Below are 20382 nucleotides of genomic sequence, written 5' to 3'. Positions count from 1 at the left end.
CAAAACTCTCCGGCGTCTCCAAGGTGCTGCTCGCCGAAAGCGACGCGCTTGCCAACAATCTCGCCGAACCGCTGGCCGATCTGATCGTCTCGCTTGCCGGCTCCTATGACACGATCGTCTCGGCCGCCACTTCGGTCGGCAAGACGGTGCTGCCGCGGGTGGCCGCCCTCATCGATGTCGCCCAGGTGTCGGAGATCATCGAGGTCGTTTCCGCCGACACCTTCAAGCGGCCGATCTATGCCGGCAACGCCATCCAGACGGTGCAATCAAGCGATGCCAAGAAGGTGATCACCGTGCGCACCGCTTCCTTTGCCTCTGCGGCTGAAGGCGGCTCTGCCTCTGTCGAGGCGATCCCGGCGGTCTCCGATCCGGGGCTGTCGCGTTTCGTCTCCGATGCGCTGTCGGCCTCGGAACGGCCGGAACTGACCTCGGCCAAGGTCATCATCTCCGGCGGTCGGGCGCTCGGCTCGGCCGAGAAGTTCAGGCAAGTCATCCTGCCGGTTGCCGACAAGCTCGGCGCCGCCGTCGGCGCATCCCGTGCCGCCGTCGATGCCGGTTATGCCCCGAACGACTGGCAGGTCGGCCAGACCGGCAAGGTGGTGGCGCCCGATCTCTATATCGCCTGCGGCATCTCCGGCGCCATCCAGCATCTCGCCGGCATGAAGGATAGTAAGGTGATCGTCGCCATCAACAAGGACGAGGAGGCGCCGATCTTCCAGGTCGCCGACTATGGCCTCGTCGCCGATCTCTTCCAAGCACTGCCGGAATTGCAAAAGGCGCTCTGAGCGAGGCAAATGCCTTTCTTTCGCACTTGCGAATGACTGGAAAATTGTCTTTTATCGGTCTACTACATACTGCCGGACGATCCTTCGTCCGGCAGTATTGCTAATAATGCGGCAGCGCGGGGGCGAATGCCGAGCGGGGGTTTGGAGATGAGTGCGGTGTTGAAGAATATTGGTATCATTGGTGCCGGCCAGATGGGCTGCGGCATCGCGCATGTTTCGGCCGCCGCAGGTTACCGGGTCCACATCTACGATCTCTCACAGGACCGCATCGAATCCGGCCTCGCCACCATCAACGGCAATCTCGCCCGCCTGGTGACGAACGGCAAGATGACCGACGAGGAACGCAAGGCGACCTTGTCGCGCATATCAGGCTCCGCCGATGTCAACGATCTCGCCCCGTCCGATCTCGTCATCGAGGCGGCCACCGAGGACGAAAGCGTCAAGCGCAAGATCTATAGCCAGGTTTGTCCGGTGATGAAGCCGGAAGCGCTGCTGGCCACCAACACCTCTTCGCTTTCCATCACCCGGCTTGCTGCCGCCACCGACCGCGCCGAGCGCTTCATGGGCATACATTTCATGAACCCGGTGCCTGTCATGAAGCTGGTCGAGCTGGTGCGCGGCATTGCGACCGATGAGAAGACCTTCACCGCCGCCAAGGAGTTCGTCGGCTCGCTGGAGAAGACCGTCACCGTCGCCGAGGACTTCCCGGCCTTCATCGTCAACCGCATCCTGCTGCCGATGATCAACGAGGCGATCTATACGCTCTACGAAGGTGTCGGCACCGTCGACGCCATCGATACGGCGATGAAGCTCGGCGCCAACCATCCGATGGGGCCGCTGCAGCTTGCCGATTTCATCGGCCTCGACACCTGCCTGTCGATCATGCAGGTGCTGCATGACGGCCTGGCGGACTCGAAGTATCGCCCCTGCCCGCTGCTGGTGAAATATGTCGAAGCCGGCTGGCTCGGACGCAAATCCGGCCGCGGCTTCTATGATTATCGTGGCGAAGTGCCCGTCCCGACGCGATAAGCAGACATCATCAGAAAGGGCGAGTGGACCGCACGCCCGCGAAATGCTTTCCTTGCCGAGAACGGGAGGAATGCCATGTCGACCGAAACACCCATGTTCCTGCTGCAATGCTGCGTCCTGATCGGACTCGCGGGCGTCTTCCTCATAAGAGGAGATGGAGACTCCTGAGCAATATCCTCACGACCCGATCACAGCCTTGATCAGCGCCTTTGCATCTTCACTATCCCAGGCGGCAGGCCCGTTCATGGCGGAGATCAGGCAGCCTTTGTCGTCGAGCAGCAGCGTCACCGGCAGGCCGAAAGCGAGACCTTCCTTCTTCAAGCTGTTGAAGACGCCGATCGTATTGTCTCGGTAAAGCTGCAGCGCATCGACACCGGTCTCGGCAAGGAAACTCTTCGGCTTTTCATCATTGCCAGTGTCGATATTGACGGGCACGACCTGGAACTTGTCGCTGCCCATCTCCTTTTCCAGAGCGTTCAGCGCCGGCATCTCCTCGCGACAGGGCACACACCACGTGGCCCAGAGATTGAGAAGAACGGTCCTGCCGGCGAAATGATCGAGCGTCAGCGGTTTACCGTCCGGTTCGTTGAAGGAAACCGCGGTCAGCTTGCGCGGCTCGTTGGCGGCAACCATGGCGGCGACCTGCCCCTTCATGAGCGGCGCCAGATTGGCGGCGCGCTCCTTTGCCAGCGCGCATTCGGCTGAAGCGCTGCTGGCGATGCCATTGCCAATGCCCGTCTCCTTCACGTATACCGCTGCCGCACCTGCAACGACACCTGCGACGGCGGCGATTGCGATCAGTTTTCCGGACGGCAGGCCGAATGGTTTTTTCGTCGTCATTTCATTCTCCAGGACGGGCATCTTATGGCCGAGAACAATACGGACACCAAATCCTCCAACCAGATGTGGGGTGGGCGCTTCGCCTCCGGCCCGGACGCGATCATGGAGGAGATAAATGCCTCGATCGGTTTCGACAAGAAGCTATTCGCGCAGGATATCCGCGGTTCCGTCGCCCATGCGACGATGCTCGCCCATCAGGGGATCATTTCATCAGACGATAGGGACAAGATCGTTCACGGGCTAAACACGATCCTGTCAGAAATCGAAAGCGGCAATTTCGAATTCTCGCGCCGGCTCGAAGACATCCACATGAATATCGAGGCGCGCCTGGCGACGCTGATCGGACCGGCGGCCGGCCGGCTGCACACCGCCCGCTCGCGCAACGACCAGGTGGCGCTCGACTTCCGCCTCTGGGTGAAGGAAGAACTCGAGAAGACCGAGAAGATGCTCACCGGCCTGATCGCCGCCTTCCTCGACCGCGCCGAGGAACATGCCGAAAGCGTCATGCCGGGCTTTACCCATCTGCAGACCGCCCAGCCCGTCACCTTCGGCCATCACTGCATGGCCTATGTCGAAATGTTCGGCCGTGACCGCTCGCGCGTGCGCCACGCCATCGAGCACCTGGACGAAAGCCCGATTGGTGCGGCCGCCCTTGCCGGCACCGGCTATCCGATCGATCGCCACATGACGGCCAAGGCGCTTGGTTTCCGCGAGCCGACCCGCAACTCCATCGACACCGTCTCCGACCGCGACTTCGCCATCGAATTCCTGTCGATCGCCGCGATTACGGGCATGCATCTGTCGCGCCTCGCCGAAGAGATCGTCATCTGGTCGACCCCGCAATTCGGCTTTGTGCGCCTGTCCGACGCTTTCTCGACCGGCTCCTCGATCATGCCGCAGAAGAAGAACCCCGATGCGGCCGAACTGGTGCGCGCCAAGACCGGCCGCATCAATGGCTCGCTGATCGCGCTGCTGACGATCATGAAGGGCCTGCCGCTCGCCTATTCCAAGGACATGCAGGAAGACAAGGAGCAGGTCTTCGACGCGGCCGAGAGCCTGGAGTTGGCAATCGCCGCCATGACCGGCATGGTGCGCGACATGGCCGTCAATACAGCGCGCATGAAGGCGGCGGCCGGCTCCGGCTTTTCGACGGCGACCGATCTTGCCGACTGGCTGGTGCGCGAAGCGGGCCTGCCCTTCCGTGACGCCCATCACGTCACCGGTCGCGCCGTGGCGCTCGCCGAAAGCGAGGGCTGCGATCTTGCCGAGCTGCCGCTCTCCGATCTGCAGGCGATCCATTCCGCGATCACCGACAAGGTCTACGACGTGTTGACGGTGGAAGCCTCGGTCGCCAGCCGCAAGAGCTTCGGTGGCACGGCGCCCTCCGAGGTACGCAAGCAGATTGCCTTCTGGCGCGCCCGCAATTGAGAGATAGGGGGAGGCTGAAAGCCGCCTCCCCCTTGCTGCAAGCGCGGGAATGCCGTCCAACAATCAGGGTGCACAAGGCGGACAAACTTCGCTATGAAGATCCCGTCGTTCGAAATGAACGATATCAGCCATACGCCGCACAAGAGGATATCCATGCAGAAGAGCTTGCCGCACCTCATCCGCCTGACGGCGGTGCTCGCCGTCATCGGCCTTGCCGTTGCCGGATGCGGACGCAAGGGTGATCTCGATCCGCCGAGTGCTGCGGCGACGAAGGAAGGCGACGTTTCCAAGCCGACGAAACAGCCCGGCACCGTTGATAAGCCCTTCCTTCTTGACCCCCTCCTTTAAGGCGCGCACCCCGTGAACCATTTCGATTACCGCGACGGCATCCTTTACGCCGAGAACGTCCCCGTTCCCGAGATCGCCAGGGCGGTCGGCACGCCGTTCTACGTTTATTCCACAGCAACGCTGGAGCGCCACTATCGCGTTTTCTCGGAAGCCTTCGCCGATGTCGACTCCATGGTTTGCTACGCGATGAAGGCGAACTCGAACCAAGCCGTGCTGAAGACCCTGGGACGCCTCGGTGCCGGCATCGACGTCGTCTCGGAAGGCGAACTGCGCCGTGCGCTTGCTGCCGGCATTCCGGCCAGCCGCATCATGTTTTCGGGCGTCGGCAAGACGCCGCAGGAGATGGATTTCGCCCTCGAGGCCGGCATCTACTGCTTCAACGTCGAATCCGAACCTGAGCTCGAGATTCTCAACCAGCGCGCTGTCAACGTCGGCAAGAAGGCGCCGGTCTCCTTCCGCATCAATCCTGATGTCGATGCCAAGACCCATGCGAAGATCTCGACCGGCAAGAAGGAAAACAAGTTCGGTATCTCCTGGGATCGCGCCCGCGCCATCTATGCCCATGCCGCCAAGCTGCCCGGCATCGAAGTCACCGGCATCGACATGCATATCGGCAGCCAGATCACCGAGCTGCAGCCATTCGACGACGCCTTCAAGCTGCTGCGCGATCTCGTCGCGACGCTGCGTGCCGACGGCCACTCCATCCATCACGTCGACATCGGCGGCGGCCTTGGCGTTCCCTACAAGGATGACAACAATCCGCCGCCGCTGCCCGATGCCTATGCGGCGATCGTTAAGAACCAGCTGCGCGGCCTGAACTGCAAGATCGTCACCGAACCCGGTCGGCTGATCGTCGGGAATGCCGGCATCCTCGTGACCGAAGTTCTGTACGTGAAGGACGGCGGCGAGAAGACCTTCGTCATCGTCGACGGTGCGATGAACGATCTCATCCGCCCGACACTCTACGAGGCCTATCACGAGATCCGTCCAGTGACGATTTCGGCAGCGAACGCGCCGCGCATCCGCGCCGACGTGGTCGGCCCCGTTTGCGAGACGGGCGATTATCTGGCGCTCGACCGCGAAATGGCGATGCCGAAGCCCGGCGACCTGATGGCCGTCAGCACTGCCGGCGCCTATGGCGCGGTGCAGGCCGGCACCTATAATAGCCGTCTGCTGGTGCCCGAGGTTCTGGTCAAGGGCAGCGATTTTCATGTGATTCGCCCGCGCAGGACCTATGCTGAGCTGATCAGCCTGGATTCCGTTCCGGCCTGGCTCGACTAGAGCATGTCGCGCAGAAGTGTGAAGCGGTTTTGCGATAGCGACATGCGTAAAACAAAGAGCTAAAGCGCAAGAAGCGAATCTGAATGATCGCGACGCGCTTTAGCAGCGCCATCACTTTTCGGCGAATAAACGTGAAAAGGCGGTATTCCTGCCCGTTCGCCCTCGCCTTCGCCACAAAGAGTGTTATCCTTTCATTCATGAGCGTATTGCCCCGCAATCGCCGGAAGCGCCCTCTGTACCAGAACGCCAGAGCGCGGAGACCGGCCCGATGACAAGCCCCTCGAGGCGGAACAAGGGTGCATTTGTGCTCCGGCCCTCGCTTGCCCGGCTGGTAACGACGAAACGCCTGCTGGCGCGCACCGTGCTCTTCTTCGAGCAGTTGCTGCCGCTGCTGATGCCGGTCCTCTGCATCGTCGCCCTCTATCTCTCAGCCTCTTGGTTCGGCATCTTCCGCAACGTACCGGACTGGCTGCGCATCCTGCTGCTGATCGCCTTTGCCGCGGCGTTCCTCGTCTCGCTTGTCCCCTTCCGCCATCTGCGCTGGCCGAAAACCGCTGAAGCCGATCGCATGCTGGAAGAGCGCAACGGCCTGCCGCACCAGCCAGTTGCCGTCCAGGAAGACGAACCGGCCTACGACACGCCATTTTCGCGGGCACTTTGGCGTGAGCACCAGGTGCGCATGGCCGAAAATATCGCAGCACTCGACGCCGGCATGCCGCGGCCTGATATCGCCGCACATGACCGCTTCGCCCTGCGCGCCATCCCTGCTCTGCTGCTCTTCACCGCTTTTGGCTATTCACTGTCGCTCAACGGCGGCTCGATCGGCGACGCATTGCAGTCAGCGCCTGAGCAGGTGGCGGTCGATCCGGCGGTGCGCATCGACGCCTGGGTGACGCCGCCCTCCTATACCGGTCGCGCGCCGATTTACTTGACCGCGGACGGCAGCGAACAGGGACCGATCGGCATTCCGCAGTTTTCCGGTCTCACCGTGCGTGTCAGCGGCGGAAAGACGGCTGAAAAGGTCGTGTTCCGCAAGGCGAACGGCGAGGCGCGGGATATCGCCCTGCAGGCCGACGCAAAGCCGCCGCAGGTGCCTGCACCTGCCGGCGAGCAGCCGACGGCCGGCGCGCCTGCCAACAATGCCCTCGTCGCGCAGACGCATGTGATGAAGCTTGAGGAAAACGGCGCGCTCGAGGTCAATGGTCGCCGCTGGAGCTTCGACGTGCTGCCTGACAAGGCACCCGAAATCGCCTTTGATGGCATGCCGAAGGTCAGCGTCAATGGCGCGCTGGAAATCGGCTTCACCGTCAAGGATGACTACGGCGTCCAGGAGGCCCATGCGGAGATTATTCCCGTCGAGGCCGATCCGACGGCGACGCCGCTCTATCCGCTGCCGGAGTACCGGCTGGATATTCCCCGCCGCAACGCCCGCGACGCCAAGGGCGTGACCAGCCGGAATCTGACCGAACATCCGCTTGCCGGCAAGCCGGTGCGCATTACCCTCGTCGCCAAGGATGCCGCCGGCCAGACCGGCCGCAGCCCGCCCTATGAGATGACGCTGCCCTCGCGGCCTTTCAGCGAGCCGCTTGCCGCAGCCGTCGCCGAGGAACGGCAGGTTTTCGCGCTCGATACCCGTAAGATGCCGCAGGCGATCGCGCTGAACGAGGCGCTGACCATCCGTCCCGAGGAGACCATCCCCAAGCTTACCAACTACCTGCTGCTGCAATCGGCCTTGGCCCGCATGAAGCTGGCAAAAGGCGAGGAGGCGCTGAAGGATACGGCCCAATATCTCTGGGAGATTGCGCTCGGCATGGAGGACGGCGATCTTTCGCTTGCCGAACGCAAGCTGCGCGACGCCCAGCAGAAGCTTGCCGATGCGTTGAACCGCAACGCCCCCGACGAAGAGATCAGGAAGCTGATGGACGAGCTGCGCAAGGCGATGCAGGATTACCTGAGCGAGCTTGCCCAGCGCATGCAGAACGCCCCGACGATGCAGCCGAACCAGAATGCGCAGAACATCCTGCGCCAGCAGGATCTGGAACGGATGATGGACCAGATCGAAAATCTCGCCCGCTCCGGCAATCGCGACGCGGCGCAGCAGATGCTGTCGGAATTGCAGCGCATGATGAACAACCTGCAGGCCGGCCGGCCGCAGCGGGGCCAGCAGGGTCAGGAAAACAGCGAAGCCCGCAAGCAGATCGATAAGCTCGGCGAGATCCTGCGCGATCAGCAGAAGCTGATGGAAGAAACCTTCCGCCTCGATCAGCAGCTCAAGGACCGCATGCAGCGTGGCGAATCCGATATGGGCGAAAACGATCCGCTGCTCGACGAGATGATGCCGGGAGAGAATGGCGAGCCGCAGGATCAGCAGCAAGGGCAGCAAGACCAGCGCCAGCAAGGTCAGGGCCAGCGACCTTCCGACCAGATGACGGCCGAGCAGCTCAGGGAAGCGCTGAAACAGTTGCGCGCCCGGCAGGATGGCCTCGGCAAGCAGCTCGGCGAATTGCAGAAAAAACTCGGCGAAATGGGCATGAAGCCCGGTCCCGGCTTCGGCCAGGCTCAACGCGAGATGGAGGGCGCCGGCCGCGAACTCGGCCAGGGCCGCGGCGACACGGCCGTCGAGAACCAGGGCCGCGCGCTTGAAGCCCTTCGCCAGGGGGCCCGCGACATGATGAACCAGATGATGCAGGCGCAACGGGGCCAGCAGGGACAGGGCCCGAATGGCCAAGTCGGCCAAGGCGATCAGAACGGCCGCGATCCACTGGGACGACCGCGCATGAGCAACGGCTATCTCGGCGACGACGGTGTGAAGGTGCCGGATGAGATCGACGTCCAGCGCGCGCGGGAAATCCTCGATGCGATTCGCGAGAAGCTCGGCAACAATCCGCCGCAAGAGATGGAACGGCGATATCTCGAACGGCTCCTGGATATCCAGTAGGCGAGAGCAATTCCAGGAAAAGTACAAAGCGGTTTTCCCAGGCAAAGCGCGAAGCGCTTTTGCCGGGAATTGCTTAAGTCCAAAAGAATAGAGCGGTTCTGCGCTTCAGAAAAAGCTGAACCGCTCTTGCGTCATCAATATCAGGTTAAGCGACGAGTGCCCGGGCGACAGCCTTGCGAATATCGGGAAGCGCAAATGGCTTGGCGACGACGTCGATGATTTTTTCTGCGAGGTCGTCGGCGCGCTCGCGCTGCTCGGCATAGCCGGTCATCAGCAGGATCTTCAAAGCGGGGAAGGCGTCTTTCGCCTGATGGGCGAGTTCGATTCCGTCCATCACGGGCATGCGGATGTCCGACAGCAGCAGATCGTAGACCCCGTCCTTCAGCTTCTCCAGCCCCTCGGCGCCGTCGGCCGCCTCATCGGTCTCGTGACCGTCGAGCCGCAAGGCCCGGGCTACGAAAGACCGCAGGGAGTCCTCGTCTTCCGTAATCAGAATTCTTGCCATATGTGCATTGCTCCGTCTTCAGCCCCGCGACGGAAATCACCAGACTTTCCTTTTCGATCGGTAAAGATGGTGAAGCGATGGACGAGATGGTTAACAACCCGTCTTCACGCGGCAAGGGAGCGACGCCTGCATTCCTCAGGCGTCGCCGGTCACCACGCCGACGAAGGGCAGTTCGCGAAACGCGTAGGCAACGTCCATACCGTAGCCGACGACGAAGTAATCGGGACATTCGAAGCCGACATAATCGGCCTCCAGCTTTTCCTTGCGCTTGACCCGCTTGTCGAGCAGCACGGCGATCGTCACGTTGCGCGCGCCACGTTCGAAGAGCAGTTCCTTGGCAAAGAGCAGCGTCCGGCCGGACTCGAGAATATCGTCGATCAGGAGGACGTCTCGGCCATGCACGTCGCTGTCGATATCCTTGACGATGCGCACGCCCTGCGAAACCGTGCCGGTGCCGTAGCTCGACAGCGTGATGAACTCGACCTCGGGGGCAAGCCCGGTGTCGTGCAGGGCGCGGATCAGGTCGGCGGCGAAGATGAAGGAGCCCTTGAGCACGGCAATGACGAGCAGGTCCTTGGTCGGCCCGTTGGCGATCTCCCGCGCCATGGCATGATTGCGCTCCGCGATCTGCTCGGCGGTGAAGAGCGGCTCGATATTTTTTCCGCGCACAACAGGCATAAGGGCTTGCTCCATGAAAAGAAGGGTAAGCCGTTAGCACATATGCGCGCCTGAAACAGCCTCGCCGGTCAGGAAATCAACGGGATCGGCGCATCTTGCGGCGGAAAGCCATCACGAATCGCGTTATTTCTACGGCAGGAAGGAAAGCCGGACCTCCGGCAATTTTCCGCCGGCGTGCTGGACTCGGGCCGAAAAGCCACGGCTTTGGCCGCCGTAGATGACGTCGGCGGGCGGGTCGATGACGACACTTGCCGTCAGCCGTTCGTCCGCCACCAGATCGGCGCGAATGGGATGCACCGTCTGCGTGGTGCCGCTTTCGTTTTCGATGATGCCGTTGATGACGAGCACGCGCATGCCGTTCGCATCACGCGGTGTCACGGTGACATGGGTGAAATGCAGCGGCGCTCCGGAGGAGGCCCCCGCGGCGGAAAGGCCGGAAAAGCCGCCTGCGAGCCCGAAAGCGAGCACGGCGAGCGCCAGCACCAGTCCCGCGAAGCTGCGCAGCGACGCCCGCTGCAGCCAGGATTCCGCCCTTCGCAGAGCGGAAGCAGCCATCGCCAGCAGGAGCGGCGGCGGTGTAACGCGCGCTGCCGCCATGCGCCTGCTGTTGTCGTTATGGATCCTGGGGCCGAAGTCCTTCGGCCGGGTTTTGCCGACCGTCACGAATTCGGCGTCGGAAACGTCGGCAGAACGTGTTGAACGATACTGGCGGCGTGCGGGTTCGGGCGGCAGGAAATCATAGGCCTGACCCGGTGTCCGGCGGCTGAAGGAGGATGCTTCCATGGTGGCTGCCCCGCAGATGTCCACATGGTTTCGCTGCCGCAAGAAATCTTGGCATTGAAACGAATCCTCCTCAGTCGTAAATTTTAATGGTTAATGCTTCGCAAAGATTGCCGCCAAACGGGCGTCTTTCCGGCAAAATTTACCGGCTGTTAACGGTGTTGGTTAACAAGTCACGCGGTGAAACCAAGAACAGACTGAGTTGCCCGTTGATCCACTTCGAGAATGTCGGTTTGCGCTATGGCATGGGCCCGGAAATCCTCCGGGACCTGACCTTCGACATTCCGAAAAAATCCTTTCAGTTCCTGACCGGCCCATCCGGTGCCGGCAAGACCTCGCTGCTGCGGCTGCTCTTCATGTCGCTGCAGCCGACACGTGGCCTGATCCGCATGTTCGGGCGCGACATTTCCGAAATCCCCCGGCCGGAGTTGCCGCTGCTACGCCGGCGCGTCGGCATCGTCTTCCAGGATTTTCGCCTGCTCGACCATCTCACGACCTATGAGAATGTCGCTTTGCCCTTGCGGGTGCGCGGCAAGGAGGAAAGCTCCTACAAGACCGACGTTCTGGAACTCTTGAAATGGGTCGGCCTCGGCGAACGCATCAACGTGCTGCCGCCGGTCCTCTCCGGCGGAGAGAAGCAGCGCGCCGCTATCGCCCGGGCGCTGATGGACAGGCCGGAAGTCCTGCTGGCCGACGAGCCGACGGGCAATGTCGACCCGCCGATGGCGAGGCGCCTGCTCAATCTTTTCCTCGAACTCAATCGGCTTGGTACGGCTGTCGTCATCGCCACCCATGACCTGACGCTGATGGAACAGGTGGAAGCCCGCCGTATGATCCTCTCGGAGGGGCATCTCGATATCTATGACTGAGCCCCCGTCCAGGAACCGAGAGAAGGCGCCAGCCCAGCCTGCCGCCCAGCAGAAGCGCCCGGAAATGCGCGTGCGCCCGACCGCGCCGATCCTTCCGCCTTCCAATATCCAGGGCAACGCCTTGATGGTGGTCATATCGATCATGGCCTTTCTCGCCTGCCTGACGCTCGGCGGCGTCAGCATGGTGCGTTCGACGGCAGCAAGCTGGGAGAGCCAGATCTCCCGCGAGATCACCATCCAGATCAAGCCGGACGACAATCTCGACATGGAAAAGGCGCTGACGCAGGCACGCGACCTGGCGCTGACATTCGTCGGCACCAAGAGCGGCCAGATCGTCGACGAGGCAGCCACCGCCCGGTTGCTCGAACCTTGGCTCGGCCCCGGCCTCGATCTCAAGGATCTGCCTGTTCCCCGTCTCGTCGTCATCACGATCGACGAAAGCAATCCGCCGGATTTCGACGCGATGCGGAGCCTCCTGAAGGACAGCATCCCGCAGGCGAGCCTCGACGATCACCGCACCTGGGTCGACCGCCTGGTCTCCATGGCGCACACGACGGTGCTGATCGGCACCGGCGTCCTGCTCCTGGTTTTCTCGGCAATGGTGCTGACCGTCGTCTTCGCCACGCGCGGTGCACTGTCGGGCAACCGCCACATCGTCGAAGTGCTGCATTTCGTCGGTGCCGAGAGCTCCTTCGTCGCTACCGAATTTCAGAAGCATTTTCTGAAGATCAGCTTCAAGGGCTCGGCGATCGGCAGCGCGCTTGCGGCTCTTTTCTTTGCCACCGCCGGCTTCTGGCAGAGCCGCACGCTGGCAACACCGGAAACAGATCAGGCAACGGCGCTGTTCGGCACCTTCTCCGTCGGCGTACTCGGTTATGCCGGCATCTTCGCGACGATGATCGTCATCGCGCTCCTGACGACCGTCACGGCGCGGCTGACCGTCATGCGGACGATCTATGAAATCGATACATTGCGTTCGGATCCGACACGCACCGACGGCATCGCAAGTTGATCGTGCCATGCCGTTTTATCGTGAAAGCGTCTGTTCCGCGCCGCAATCAGCGTATAATCACGATTCATGACCATGGGCGATACGACACGCAATCCGATTCGGCAGGACCCGGAGCTTGATCGTCCGGCGGGCCTGCCGCCGCGGCGTGGTCCAATCCGCCGCCTGCTGCGCTGGGGTGGCTTTGGCTGCGTTCTGGCGATCGCTCTGGTGTTCGGCGGCTTTCTGCGGTTTGCCGATTCCGTGACAACGCTCAGGCCCCCGGTCGAGCCGAAGGCGGATGCGATCGTCGTGCTGACAGGCGGCTACCAGCGCATCGACCAGGCCGTGGAATTGCTGCAGAAGGGGGCAGGCAAACGACTGCTGATCTCGGGCGTCCACCCGACGACCACGCCAGCGCAGATTCGCAAGATGACGCAAGGCTCGGCCGATCTTTTCTCCTGCTGCGTTGATATCGGCCATGATGCGATAGACACGATCGGCAACGCCGAGGAAACCTCCAACTGGATCCACGCCAGGGGATACAGAAGCATTCTCGTCGTCACCAACAATTATCATATGCCGCGCAGCCTCGCAGAACTCTCCTATGTCGATCCGGACATCGAATTCATCCCCTATCCGGTGGTCAATTCGGATTTGAAGACCCGCAACTGGTTTACCGACCCGAACGCAATGCGCGTCATGCTCGCCGAATATGCAAAGGTGCTGTTAACAGGCGCCCGCAACATCACCGGCTTCGGCCGCCATACCGGACTGCGCTCGGCAGCCGTATCCCCCTCAGACTGAGCTTTTGCATCACGGCGGCATCAAACGCTTTTTATGACGGGCAATATCGTGTAGGCCGGTCGCATGAGCATGCCTCGGGATAATTTCATGATCGCCCTGCGTTCCGTCCTCTTCAACACGATCTTCTATGCCAATCTCATCATCCGGATGATCGTGCTCTCGCCCTATTATTTCGTGGTGCCGCGCCTGACGGCCTACGCGATTCCAAAGAATTGGGCGCGCTCCAACCATTGGCTGATGCGCATGATCGTCGGGACGACCTTCGAGATCGAGGGGTTGCAGAACCTGCCTGAGGGCAGTTTTATCCTGGCGCCGAAGCACCAGTCCTTCTGGGACACCTATGCGCTGCTGCCCAACCTCAAGGATCCGGTCTACATCCTGAAGCGCGAGCTGATGTGGATTCCGCTCTTTGGCTGGTATGCGAAGAAGCAGCGCATGATCCCGGTCGATCGCGGCGCCCGCGGCAAAGTGATGGTAGAGGTGCTGAAACGCACTAGGGAAGAGCTTTCGACCGGCCGCCAGCTGATCATCTATCCTGAGGGCACCCGCCGCCCGCCGGGTGCGGAGCCGGTCTATAAATACGGCATCGCCCGCATGTACCGCGATCTTGGCATTCCCGTCGTGCCGGTTGCGATGCATCCCGGCCTCTTCTGGCCGCGGCGGAGCGTCCGTCGTTATCCCGGCCATTTCAAGGTCAGGATCCTGCCGCCGATCATGCCGGGAATGGATCCGGATGCTTTCTTCGCTCAGCTGATCGAGGTCACGGAGCGGGCGAGCGACGAGCTCCTCATCGATACCATCGAACGCAATCCGCATCTGCCGTTGCCGCCGACAGCGATCGCTCGGCTGGCCGAGCTGCGCAAAGTGAAGGCGGCGACGGTCTGATCAGCCGGCCCGCAGCCGCTCCACCTCGTTGCCGACCTGCTCCAGCCACGGGTCGCGAATGCCCATCTGTTTCAGGTGCGCAAGTGTGTTGAAGACATAGGCATCGTTAGGGCCTGACTGCCCCCTGGCTTCGTTCACCACCCGCGCGGCCGCAACCGCGTCGAGCGTGCCGGCATATTGCTCGTGGTCGCGATCAGCGATGTAGGTCACCGCTTCCGTTCGGCGGCCGCCGGCAAACTGCAGCCGAACCCGGCGCTCCAGATAGACATTGGTGACGAGTTCGCGGGCGCGGAGATAATCGATCACCTCGCCCCATTTGTGCGCCGAAACACGGAACGCCATGCCGCGGCAAGCTCCGCCCCTGTCGAGACCGAGCACCAGGCCCGGATTGTCGCGCGTGCCGCGATGAACGAAGGATCGGACGCATAGCGAACGCCTGTAACCATGCACCAGAGCTTCTGCCCGCTCCAGGAACTCGAAGCCCGGATTCCACATCAGCGAGCCGTAGCCAAACACCCAAAATTCGTCCATATCGCACGCCAGACCGGAATCACTTTGCGATTCACCATTGGAGAACATCATGGCAGCGTCAAGCCGATCCGGCAGCAGCCAAACCGGCAACAGCAAGAAATTCTCGTTGCTGGGCGGAGGCATCCTCCTGGTGATCGCGCTTTATACCGGCGGCTGGTTTTATGCCGCATCGGCTTTGAAAGCGACGGTGCTGAAAGCAATCGCGCCGCGCGATCAGGCAGGCGTCACCGGCGAATGCTCCGATATCGAATTCCGCGGCTATCCTTTCCGCATCGGTCTGTTCTGCTCCAAGGTCGATGTCGACGACAATGTCAACGGCGTCTCCGCCACCTTTGGCGCATTGCGCTCCGCCGCACAGGTCTATGCGCCGAGCCATATCGTCTGGGAGCTCGATTCGCCGGCCGAAATCCGCACCACAAACGGCCTTTCGGTCTCTGCCCAATGGGCGAATCTGCAGGCGAGCCTGACGACCAAGCTGCAGGGCGTTGATCACAGCTCCACCGTCATCGAGGGTCTTAAGGCGACGGCGGTTTCCTCCTATACCGGTCAGACCATCAGCTTCGATGCAGCTCGCACCGAAATTCACCTGCGCCAAAACGGCGCCGATCTCGACGGTGCAATCTCGGTGCAGGATGCGAACACGGCGATCAAGGATTGGCCGCAGCTCTTCCCGAAACTCTCCGCCAGTATCGATCTCACGATTGCCGGAAAAGCCGGCCTGATCGACGGCAGCGACCCGAACGGCCTCAATGGTTCAGCCGGCGAACTGCGTCGCATCGTTGCCGATATCGGCGACGGTAAGGTGATGACGCTCACCGGCCCCTTTTCCTTCGACGAGCAGGGCTTTCTCTCCGGAAAATTCAAGCTGGAAATCGAACGGCTCGGCCCCTGGGGCGACAGCCTGAAACAGGCCTTCCCGGATATTGCCTCGACCGTCAACACGGCGACGAAGATGCTGAAGGCGCTGGCCGGCGGCAGAGACAAGGTCTCGGTCGATCTCGTCGTCGACCGCGGCAATGCCACCGTCAGCGGCTTCATTCCGCTCGGCCAGATCCCGCCGATCTAAGACTTCCGGGTCAGAGTGCTGGAAGGTCCTAATCGATCCGCTTCATGAAAAACACCTCAGGCACCGATTGCAGGCCAGGCAGCTCGATCGCGCCGATTTCGGCAAATCCATTGCGGCGATGCCAGTCCTGCGGCCGGCTCTCGTCGCATTCGCTCGACGTCATCAGCAGGCGAGCGCCCTCACCGCGCATCGCTCCTTCCCAAGCAAGAAACAACGCGGTGCCGATGCCCGACCGGCGGTATTCGGGCAGGACGCGGATCATTTCCATATAGGGAGTCCTGCCCCAGAAGCGGGAGAAACGCAGGAAGCCGACGATCTCCCCGGCCTGCCTGGCGACGAGATATTCACCGAACGCCACGCATCGCGAGACCCATGCCTTTCCTGCAGTGGCATCCTCGCGCGTCAACCAGTCGACCTCCGCCTGGCTCGCGCTCGCCACCTCCGCCATCGTTAGCCGCTACTTCTTATCAAGCGCGTGGGGGCGGCCGAAATCGGGCGCGTCGACATCCTGGCCAGCCTGGATGATCGAGCGACGGATGGCGCGCGTGCGGGTGAAGAGTTCGAAGATCTTGTCGCCCTCGCCCCAGCGGATCGCGCGCTGCAGATAGGCGAGATCCTCCGAGAAGCGCGCCAGCATTTCGAGGATGGCATCACGATTGTGCAGGCAGACGTCGCGCCACATCGTCGGGTCGGAAGCGGCGAGACGGGTGAAATCGCGAAAGCCGGATGCCGAATATTTGATGACCTCGGACTCCGTCACCGTCTCCAGATCGTCGGCGGTGCCGACGATGTTGTAGGCGATGATATGCGGCAGATGCGAAACGATCGCGAGCACCTTGTCGTGATGCTCCGCATCCATCTCGTCGACCTTCGATCCGACCGCTTCCCAGAAGCCGCGCAGCCGCTTCAGCGCCGTCTCGTCAGTACCCGGAACCGGCGTGAAGATGCACCAACGGCCTTCGAAGAGGCCGGGGAAACCGGCATCCGGGCCGGATTTTTCCGTGCCGGCCAGCGGATGGCCGGGGATGAAATGCACGTCGTCAGGCATATGCGGCTGCATTTGCGCGATCACAGACGCTTTGGTGGATCCGACATCGGTGACGATAGCGCCGGGCTTGAGATTGCCGGCGATTTCCTTCGCCACGCCTTTCGAAGCGCCGACCGGCACCGAAACGATGATGAGGTCGGCATCTCGAACAGCATCGGCCGAAGAGGTCGTATAGCGGTCGCCGAGGCCGAGCTCTTCGGCGCGCTTCAACGTCTCGGCACTGCGCGTTGCGACGACGATCTCTTTGGTAAGCCCGAGCCGCCGGATGTCGTGGGCAAGCGAGGAGCCAATCAGCCCGATGCCGATCAGCGCGATGCGATCGAACAGCACGCTCATGCCTGCCGTCCCATGAACTCACGCAGCGTGGCGATGACGCCGCGATTGGCCTCTTCAGGACCGATGCTCATCCGCAGCGCATTGGAAAAGCCGTAACTGCGCACGGCGCGCAGGATGTAGCCGCGGCTCGTCAGGAGCTCGTCGGCATCGGCCGCGCGCCTGCCGTCGACGTCAGGAAAATGAATGAGGACGAAATTGGCGACGGAGGGCGTCACTTTCAGCCCGATCGCTTCGAGGGCCTCGGTGAGCGTCTCCACCCACATCTGGTTGAAAGAGACGGCCTGCTGGACGAAGGCCTGGTCGCGGATGGCCGCGGCGCCGGCGGCGATCGCGGCCGCATTCAGGTTGAACGGAGCGCGGACACGGTTCACGGCATCGACGATCTCGGCGGGCGCATACATCCAGCCGACGCGCAGAGCCGCAAGACCATAGGCTTTCGAAAAGGTGCGGGTCATCACCACGTTGGAGCTGGAAGACACGACCTCTATGCCGGCTTCATAATCGTTGCGGCGCACATATTCGGCATAGGCCGCATCGAGCACAAGGACGACGTGTTTCGGCAGCCCGGCCTGCAGACGGCGGATTTCGCTGACGGGAACGTATGTACCGGTGGGGTTGCCTGGATTGGCGATGAAGACGATCTTCGTCCTTTCCGTCACCGCCGCCAGAATCGCGTCGACGTCGACCGTATAGTCCTTCTCCTTGACGACGACGGGCGTGGCGCCCGTGCCCATGATCTGGATCTTGTAGACGAGGAAGCCATGCTCGGTGATGATGCCTTCATCGCCGGCGCCCAGATAGACATGGCACAGCAGGCCGAGCAGCTCGTCGGAACCATTGCCGCAAAGGATGTTTGCCGGATTGAGGCCATGCACAGCGGCGATCGCTTCGCGCAGTTCGATCGCCTGCCCGTCGGGATAACGTCCCAGATTGTCGGCAGCTGCTTTGACGGCCTCGATCGCCTTCGGGCTGGCGCCGAGCGGCGTTTCGTTGGAGGAGAGCTTGTAAACGCGGGCGACACCCGGCGCATGTTCCTTGCCCGGCACATAGGATGCGATATCGAGAATACCGGGACGCGGAACGGGCTTGCTGATCTCAACGCTCATGGGTCGACCTTGGATTTCCGGAAAATGACCAAGTGGCATTAAAGCGGAATGTGATTGTTGTCGAGAGGTATGGGCGTGACACAAGTGTAAGGAGAATGACGGAATTAACTTCATCCGTTGCGTGCGGTCGGCACGCCGTGCGGCGCGAGAACAGGCACGAAGACGCGGCGGGAAGCGCGGGCGGCCACCGGCAACCCCTGATAGAGCCGCTTCTGCGCCTCGACGATGATGACACCCGAAAAAGCCGGCCATAAGGTGCGGCCGATCCGCTCGAAGGCGCGGCGTAGGCGCAGGATGGTCCTGAGTTTCGAGGGCGGAAAGAACAACGCTTCGGCGGTCGCACCTGGCGTGAAATTCGTCTCGCGCAGCAGATGCGTCAGCTGACCGCGGGAATAGGGCCGGCCCGAACCGAAGGGCGTGTGTTCCATGCGGGCCCAGACCCCGCGCCGGTTCGGCACCACGATGACAAGCCGTCCGCCCGGCGCCAGCACCCGCCAGAGCTCCTTCAGCGTCTCGCGCGGACTTTCCGCGAACTCGAGAGAATGCACCATCAGCACTCGGTCGATCGAGGAATCCGGCAGCGGCAGTTCCTCATCGAAAATCAGCGTCGTCGACGACAGCGAGCCCATCGGCCAGTTCACCGCGCCCTGTCCGGCCGGCATGAAGGCGAAGGTGCGTTCGGTATCGGCCTGGAAGCGATCGAGGAAAGGCACGGCATAACCGAGACCGACGAGACGCTCCTGCGGCAGGCGCACCCACAGCGACGAGAGCGCCATGGCGATCGACTGCTCGGCAAGACGCCCGAGGTCGGAGTGATAGAACTGGCGTAGGTCGACGATATCCGCGTGCATTGCGATAAATGTTATCAGCGGGCGGTTGGACTTCAAGGCCGGACTCTCTACATTCCCGCGAGAGTCGTGGGATAAGGGATTGTTTGAAGATGAAACCTTTGGAATTAGACGTTTTTCTCTGCCGCACCGACAATTTCGGCGTGCTCGTACACGATCCGGAGACGGGATATACCGCGGCGATCGACGCGCCGGAGGAGGCGCCGATCCTGGAAGCGGCGACACGGCGCGGCTGGAAGATCACCCACATCTTCACCACCCATCACCACACCGATCACGTCGCCGCCAACCTGGCGCTGAAGGAGCAGTTCGGCTGCGAGATCATCGGCCCGATCAACGAGGCTATCGCCATTCCCGGTCTCGACCGGACGATGGCCGATGGCGACAGCTTCCTTTTCGGCGATCACACGGTCAAGGTCATCGAGACCCCCGGTCACACTGCCGGTCACATCTGCTATCACTTCGTCGACGACAAGCTGCTCTTTGCCGCCGACACGCTGTTTGCCCTCGGCTGCGGCCGCCTTTTCGAACGCCCCGCCGCCGACATGTGGCATTCCCTGCAGAAGCTCGCCGTGCTGCCGGACGAGACCGCCGTCTATTTCGGCCACGAATATACATTGTCCAACGCCCGCTTCGCGCTGACGGTCGATCCCGACAATGAGCGCCTGAAGAGCCGCGCCGCCGAGATCGAAGCCTTGCGCGCCGAGGGCAAATTCACCGTCCCGACGACGCTCGGGCTGGAGAAGGAAACCAATCCGTTTCTGCGCGCCGCCGATCCGGCGATCCGCCGCAATCTGATCATGGAAGGCAAGACGAATGAGGAGGTCTTTGCCGAGATCCGCAAGCGCAAGGACAATTTCTGATGTCGCCTGAGGGGATCATTCGCGAGCTCGGCATGCAGCCGCATCCCGAAGGCGGCTGGTACGTGCAGACATTCCGCGACACGGCGGGTGGAGAGCGCGGCCATTCGACGGCGATCTATTATCTGCTGACAAAGGGACAGCGTTCGCACTGGCATCGCGTCCATGACGCGGTCGAGGTCTGGCATTATTACGCCGGTGCGCCGCTGGCGCTGCACCGCTCGCAGGACGGGATGGCAAGCGAGACGCTGACGCTCGGAACAAACCTTCCTGCCGGCGAGCGGCCGCAGGCAATCATTCCCGCCAATTGGTGGCAATCGGCCGAATCGCTCGGCGATTTCACCCTGGTCGGCTGCACTGTTTCGCCCGGCTTCGAATTTTCGAGCTTCGAGATGGCGCCGGCGGATTGGAAACCTGGCGACTGAG

At 62.1% G+C, this 20382-nt stretch carries 22 protein-coding genes; 13 read left to right on the top strand and 9 right to left on the bottom strand.

Annotated features, from left to right (window positions below; translation table 11 throughout):
* The coding region (locus HJC04_RS30340; protein WP_221147767.1) for an electron transfer flavoprotein subunit alpha/FixB family protein at positions 1-785 on the top strand (785 nt) is incomplete at its 5' end.
* 147 nt (positions 786-932) lie between these two features.
* Positions 933-1814 carry a 3-hydroxybutyryl-CoA dehydrogenase gene (locus HJC04_RS30335; protein WP_011426994.1) on the top strand — a complete coding sequence of 294 codons (882 nt, stop codon included), beginning with the start codon at positions 933-935 and terminating at the stop codon, positions 1812-1814.
* A 177-nt stretch (positions 1815-1991) separates the two neighbouring features.
* Here HJC04_RS30335 and tlpA read toward each other — a convergent pair whose 3' ends face one another.
* Positions 1992-2654 (bottom strand): thiol:disulfide interchange protein TlpA, encoded by a 663-nt coding sequence (gene tlpA / locus HJC04_RS30330; RefSeq protein WP_210632876.1) that lies wholly within the window; start codon positions 2652-2654, stop codon positions 1992-1994.
* Between the two features lie 24 nt (positions 2655-2678).
* Between tlpA and argH the strand changes: the two genes are divergently transcribed.
* From argH to HJC04_RS30310, 4 genes are all read left to right on the top strand, one after another.
* The gene (gene argH, locus HJC04_RS30325; protein WP_221147766.1) at positions 2679-4082 is read left to right on the top strand and encodes an argininosuccinate lyase; all 1404 of its coding nucleotides are present in this window, start codon (positions 2679-2681) and stop codon (positions 4080-4082) included.
* Between the two features lie 153 nt (positions 4083-4235).
* Positions 4236-4430: an LPS translocon maturation chaperone LptM gene (gene lptM, locus HJC04_RS30320; RefSeq protein WP_003582619.1), complete on the top strand. Its 195-nt coding sequence runs from the start codon at positions 4236-4238 to the stop codon at positions 4428-4430.
* Positions 4431-4442: 12 nt separating this feature from the next.
* Positions 4443-5711, top strand: coding sequence for a diaminopimelate decarboxylase (gene lysA, locus HJC04_RS30315; protein ID WP_210632878.1), 1269 nt, complete (start codon positions 4443-4445; stop codon positions 5709-5711).
* Between the two features lie 268 nt (positions 5712-5979).
* Positions 5980-8649, top strand: coding sequence for a TIGR02302 family protein (locus tag HJC04_RS30310; protein ID WP_221147765.1), 2670 nt, complete (start codon positions 5980-5982; stop codon positions 8647-8649).
* A 145-nt stretch (positions 8650-8794) separates the two neighbouring features.
* Here the strand turns inward: HJC04_RS30310 and HJC04_RS30305 are convergent, their stop codons facing one another.
* From HJC04_RS30305 to HJC04_RS30295, 3 genes are all read right to left on the bottom strand, one after another.
* The gene (locus HJC04_RS30305; protein ID WP_010028815.1) at positions 8795-9154 is read right to left on the bottom strand and encodes a response regulator; all 360 of its coding nucleotides are present in this window, start codon (positions 9152-9154) and stop codon (positions 8795-8797) included.
* 135 nt (positions 9155-9289) lie between these two features.
* Positions 9290-9832 carry a hypoxanthine phosphoribosyltransferase gene (hpt, locus tag HJC04_RS30300; RefSeq protein WP_064805282.1) on the bottom strand — a complete coding sequence of 181 codons (543 nt, stop codon included), beginning with the start codon at positions 9830-9832 and terminating at the stop codon, positions 9290-9292.
* Positions 9833-9961: 129 nt separating this feature from the next.
* Positions 9962-10615, bottom strand: coding sequence for a hypothetical protein (locus HJC04_RS30295; protein ID WP_221147764.1), 654 nt, complete (start codon positions 10613-10615; stop codon positions 9962-9964).
* A 206-nt stretch (positions 10616-10821) separates the two neighbouring features.
* Between HJC04_RS30295 and ftsE the strand changes: the two genes are divergently transcribed.
* The 4 genes from ftsE (at position 10822) to HJC04_RS30275 (ending at position 14161) form a co-directional block, all read left to right on the top strand.
* Positions 10822-11481, top strand: coding sequence for a cell division ATP-binding protein FtsE (ftsE, locus tag HJC04_RS30290; protein ID WP_064805284.1), 660 nt, complete (start codon positions 10822-10824; stop codon positions 11479-11481).
* On the top strand, positions 11474-12493 hold the full coding sequence (locus tag HJC04_RS30285; protein ID WP_210632881.1) for an ABC transporter permease: 1020 nt from the start codon (positions 11474-11476) through the stop codon (positions 12491-12493). Before ftsE ends, HJC04_RS30285 begins: the two co-directional genes overlap by 8 nt.
* Before the next feature lie 66 nt (positions 12494-12559).
* Positions 12560-13276 (top strand): YdcF family protein, encoded by a 717-nt coding sequence (locus HJC04_RS30280; protein WP_210632882.1) that lies wholly within the window; start codon positions 12560-12562, stop codon positions 13274-13276.
* An 87-nt stretch (positions 13277-13363) separates the two neighbouring features.
* On the top strand, positions 13364-14161 hold the full coding sequence (locus HJC04_RS30275) for a 1-acyl-sn-glycerol-3-phosphate acyltransferase (RefSeq protein ID WP_210632883.1): 798 nt from the start codon (positions 13364-13366) through the stop codon (positions 14159-14161).
* On the opposite strand, the gene HJC04_RS30270 is transcribed toward HJC04_RS30275, so the two are convergent.
* Positions 14162-14692 (bottom strand): gamma-glutamylcyclotransferase, encoded by a 531-nt coding sequence (locus tag HJC04_RS30270; RefSeq protein WP_210632884.1) that lies wholly within the window; start codon positions 14690-14692, stop codon positions 14162-14164.
* Between the two features lie 49 nt (positions 14693-14741).
* Here HJC04_RS30270 and HJC04_RS30265 point away from each other — a divergent pair, with 49 nt between their 5' ends.
* Positions 14742-15758 (top strand): DUF2125 domain-containing protein, encoded by a 1017-nt coding sequence (locus tag HJC04_RS30265; protein ID WP_210632885.1) that lies wholly within the window; start codon positions 14742-14744, stop codon positions 15756-15758.
* A gap of 28 nt (positions 15759-15786) precedes the next feature.
* Here HJC04_RS30265 and HJC04_RS30260 read toward each other — a convergent pair whose 3' ends face one another.
* The 4 genes from HJC04_RS30260 to HJC04_RS30245 form a co-directional block, all read right to left on the bottom strand.
* Positions 15787-16206, bottom strand: coding sequence for a GNAT family N-acetyltransferase (locus tag HJC04_RS30260; protein ID WP_221147763.1), 420 nt, complete (start codon positions 16204-16206; stop codon positions 15787-15789).
* A gap of 9 nt (positions 16207-16215) precedes the next feature.
* Positions 16216-17142 (bottom strand): prephenate/arogenate dehydrogenase family protein, encoded by a 927-nt coding sequence (locus tag HJC04_RS30255; protein WP_221147762.1) that lies wholly within the window; start codon positions 17140-17142, stop codon positions 16216-16218.
* On the bottom strand, positions 17139-18248 hold the full coding sequence (hisC, locus tag HJC04_RS30250) for a histidinol-phosphate transaminase (RefSeq protein WP_221123586.1): 1110 nt from the start codon (positions 18246-18248) through the stop codon (positions 17139-17141). The genes HJC04_RS30255 and hisC overlap by 4 nt, the downstream gene beginning before the upstream one ends.
* A gap of 110 nt (positions 18249-18358) precedes the next feature.
* Positions 18359-19135: a class I SAM-dependent methyltransferase gene (locus tag HJC04_RS30245; RefSeq protein WP_210632889.1), complete on the bottom strand. Its 777-nt coding sequence runs from the start codon at positions 19133-19135 to the stop codon at positions 18359-18361.
* Positions 19136-19188: 53 nt separating this feature from the next.
* Between HJC04_RS30245 and gloB the strand changes: the two genes are divergently transcribed.
* Entirely contained in the window at positions 19189-19959 is a 771-nt protein-coding gene (gene gloB / locus HJC04_RS30240; RefSeq protein WP_210632890.1) for a hydroxyacylglutathione hydrolase, read from the top strand.
* The gene (locus HJC04_RS30235) at positions 19959-20381 is read left to right on the top strand and encodes a cupin domain-containing protein (protein WP_210632891.1); all 423 of its coding nucleotides are present in this window, start codon (positions 19959-19961) and stop codon (positions 20379-20381) included. Before gloB ends, HJC04_RS30235 begins: the two co-directional genes overlap by 1 nt.
* Position 20382: the final 1 nt, after the last annotated feature.

Source organism: Rhizobium sp. NLR8a, assembly GCF_019685235.1.
Taxonomy (GTDB): domain Bacteria; phylum Pseudomonadota; class Alphaproteobacteria; order Rhizobiales; family Rhizobiaceae; genus Rhizobium.
The sequence above is the reverse complement of the archived record's forward strand: the minus strand, read 5'-3'. Positions and strand labels throughout refer to the sequence as shown.

Bases quoted from the DNA above. Each gene is read 5' to 3' on its own strand.
- tlpA (WP_210632876.1), bottom strand. From the start codon at position 2,654: ATGACGACGAAAAAACCATTCGGCCTGCCGTCCGGAAAACTGATCGCA.
- HJC04_RS30270 (WP_210632884.1), bottom strand. From the start codon at position 14,692: ATGGACGAATTTTGGGTGTTTGGCTACGGCTCGCTGATGTGGAATCCG.
- HJC04_RS30285 (WP_210632881.1), top strand. From the start codon at position 11,474: ATGACTGAGCCCCCGTCCAGGAACCGAGAGAAGGCGCCAGCCCAGCCT.
- HJC04_RS30260 (WP_221147763.1), bottom strand. From the start codon at position 16,206: ATGGCGGAGGTGGCGAGCGCGAGCCAGGCGGAGGTCGACTGGTTGACG.
- HJC04_RS30305 (WP_010028815.1), bottom strand. From the start codon at position 9,154: ATGGCAAGAATTCTGATTACGGAAGACGAGGACTCCCTGCGGTCTTTC.
- HJC04_RS30265 (WP_210632885.1), top strand. From the start codon at position 14,742: ATGGCAGCGTCAAGCCGATCCGGCAGCAGCCAAACCGGCAACAGCAAG.
- HJC04_RS30335 (WP_011426994.1), top strand. From the start codon at position 933: ATGAGTGCGGTGTTGAAGAATATTGGTATCATTGGTGCCGGCCAGATG.
- HJC04_RS30255 (WP_221147762.1), bottom strand. From the start codon at position 17,142: ATGAGCGTGCTGTTCGATCGCATCGCGCTGATCGGCATCGGGCTGATT.
- HJC04_RS30295 (WP_221147764.1), bottom strand. From the start codon at position 10,615: ATGGAAGCATCCTCCTTCAGCCGCCGGACACCGGGTCAGGCCTATGAT.
- argH (WP_221147766.1), top strand. From the start codon at position 2,679: ATGGCCGAGAACAATACGGACACCAAATCCTCCAACCAGATGTGGGGT.
- hisC (WP_221123586.1), bottom strand. From the start codon at position 18,248: ATGAGCGTTGAGATCAGCAAGCCCGTTCCGCGTCCCGGTATTCTCGAT.
- hpt (WP_064805282.1), bottom strand. From the start codon at position 9,832: ATGCCTGTTGTGCGCGGAAAAAATATCGAGCCGCTCTTCACCGCCGAG.
- lptM (WP_003582619.1), top strand. From the start codon at position 4,236: ATGCAGAAGAGCTTGCCGCACCTCATCCGCCTGACGGCGGTGCTCGCC.
- HJC04_RS30235 (WP_210632891.1), top strand. From the start codon at position 19,959: ATGTCGCCTGAGGGGATCATTCGCGAGCTCGGCATGCAGCCGCATCCC.
- HJC04_RS30310 (WP_221147765.1), top strand. From the start codon at position 5,980: ATGACAAGCCCCTCGAGGCGGAACAAGGGTGCATTTGTGCTCCGGCCC.
- HJC04_RS30280 (WP_210632882.1), top strand. From the start codon at position 12,560: ATGACCATGGGCGATACGACACGCAATCCGATTCGGCAGGACCCGGAG.
- HJC04_RS30275 (WP_210632883.1), top strand. From the start codon at position 13,364: ATGATCGCCCTGCGTTCCGTCCTCTTCAACACGATCTTCTATGCCAAT.
- gloB (WP_210632890.1), top strand. From the start codon at position 19,189: ATGAAACCTTTGGAATTAGACGTTTTTCTCTGCCGCACCGACAATTTC.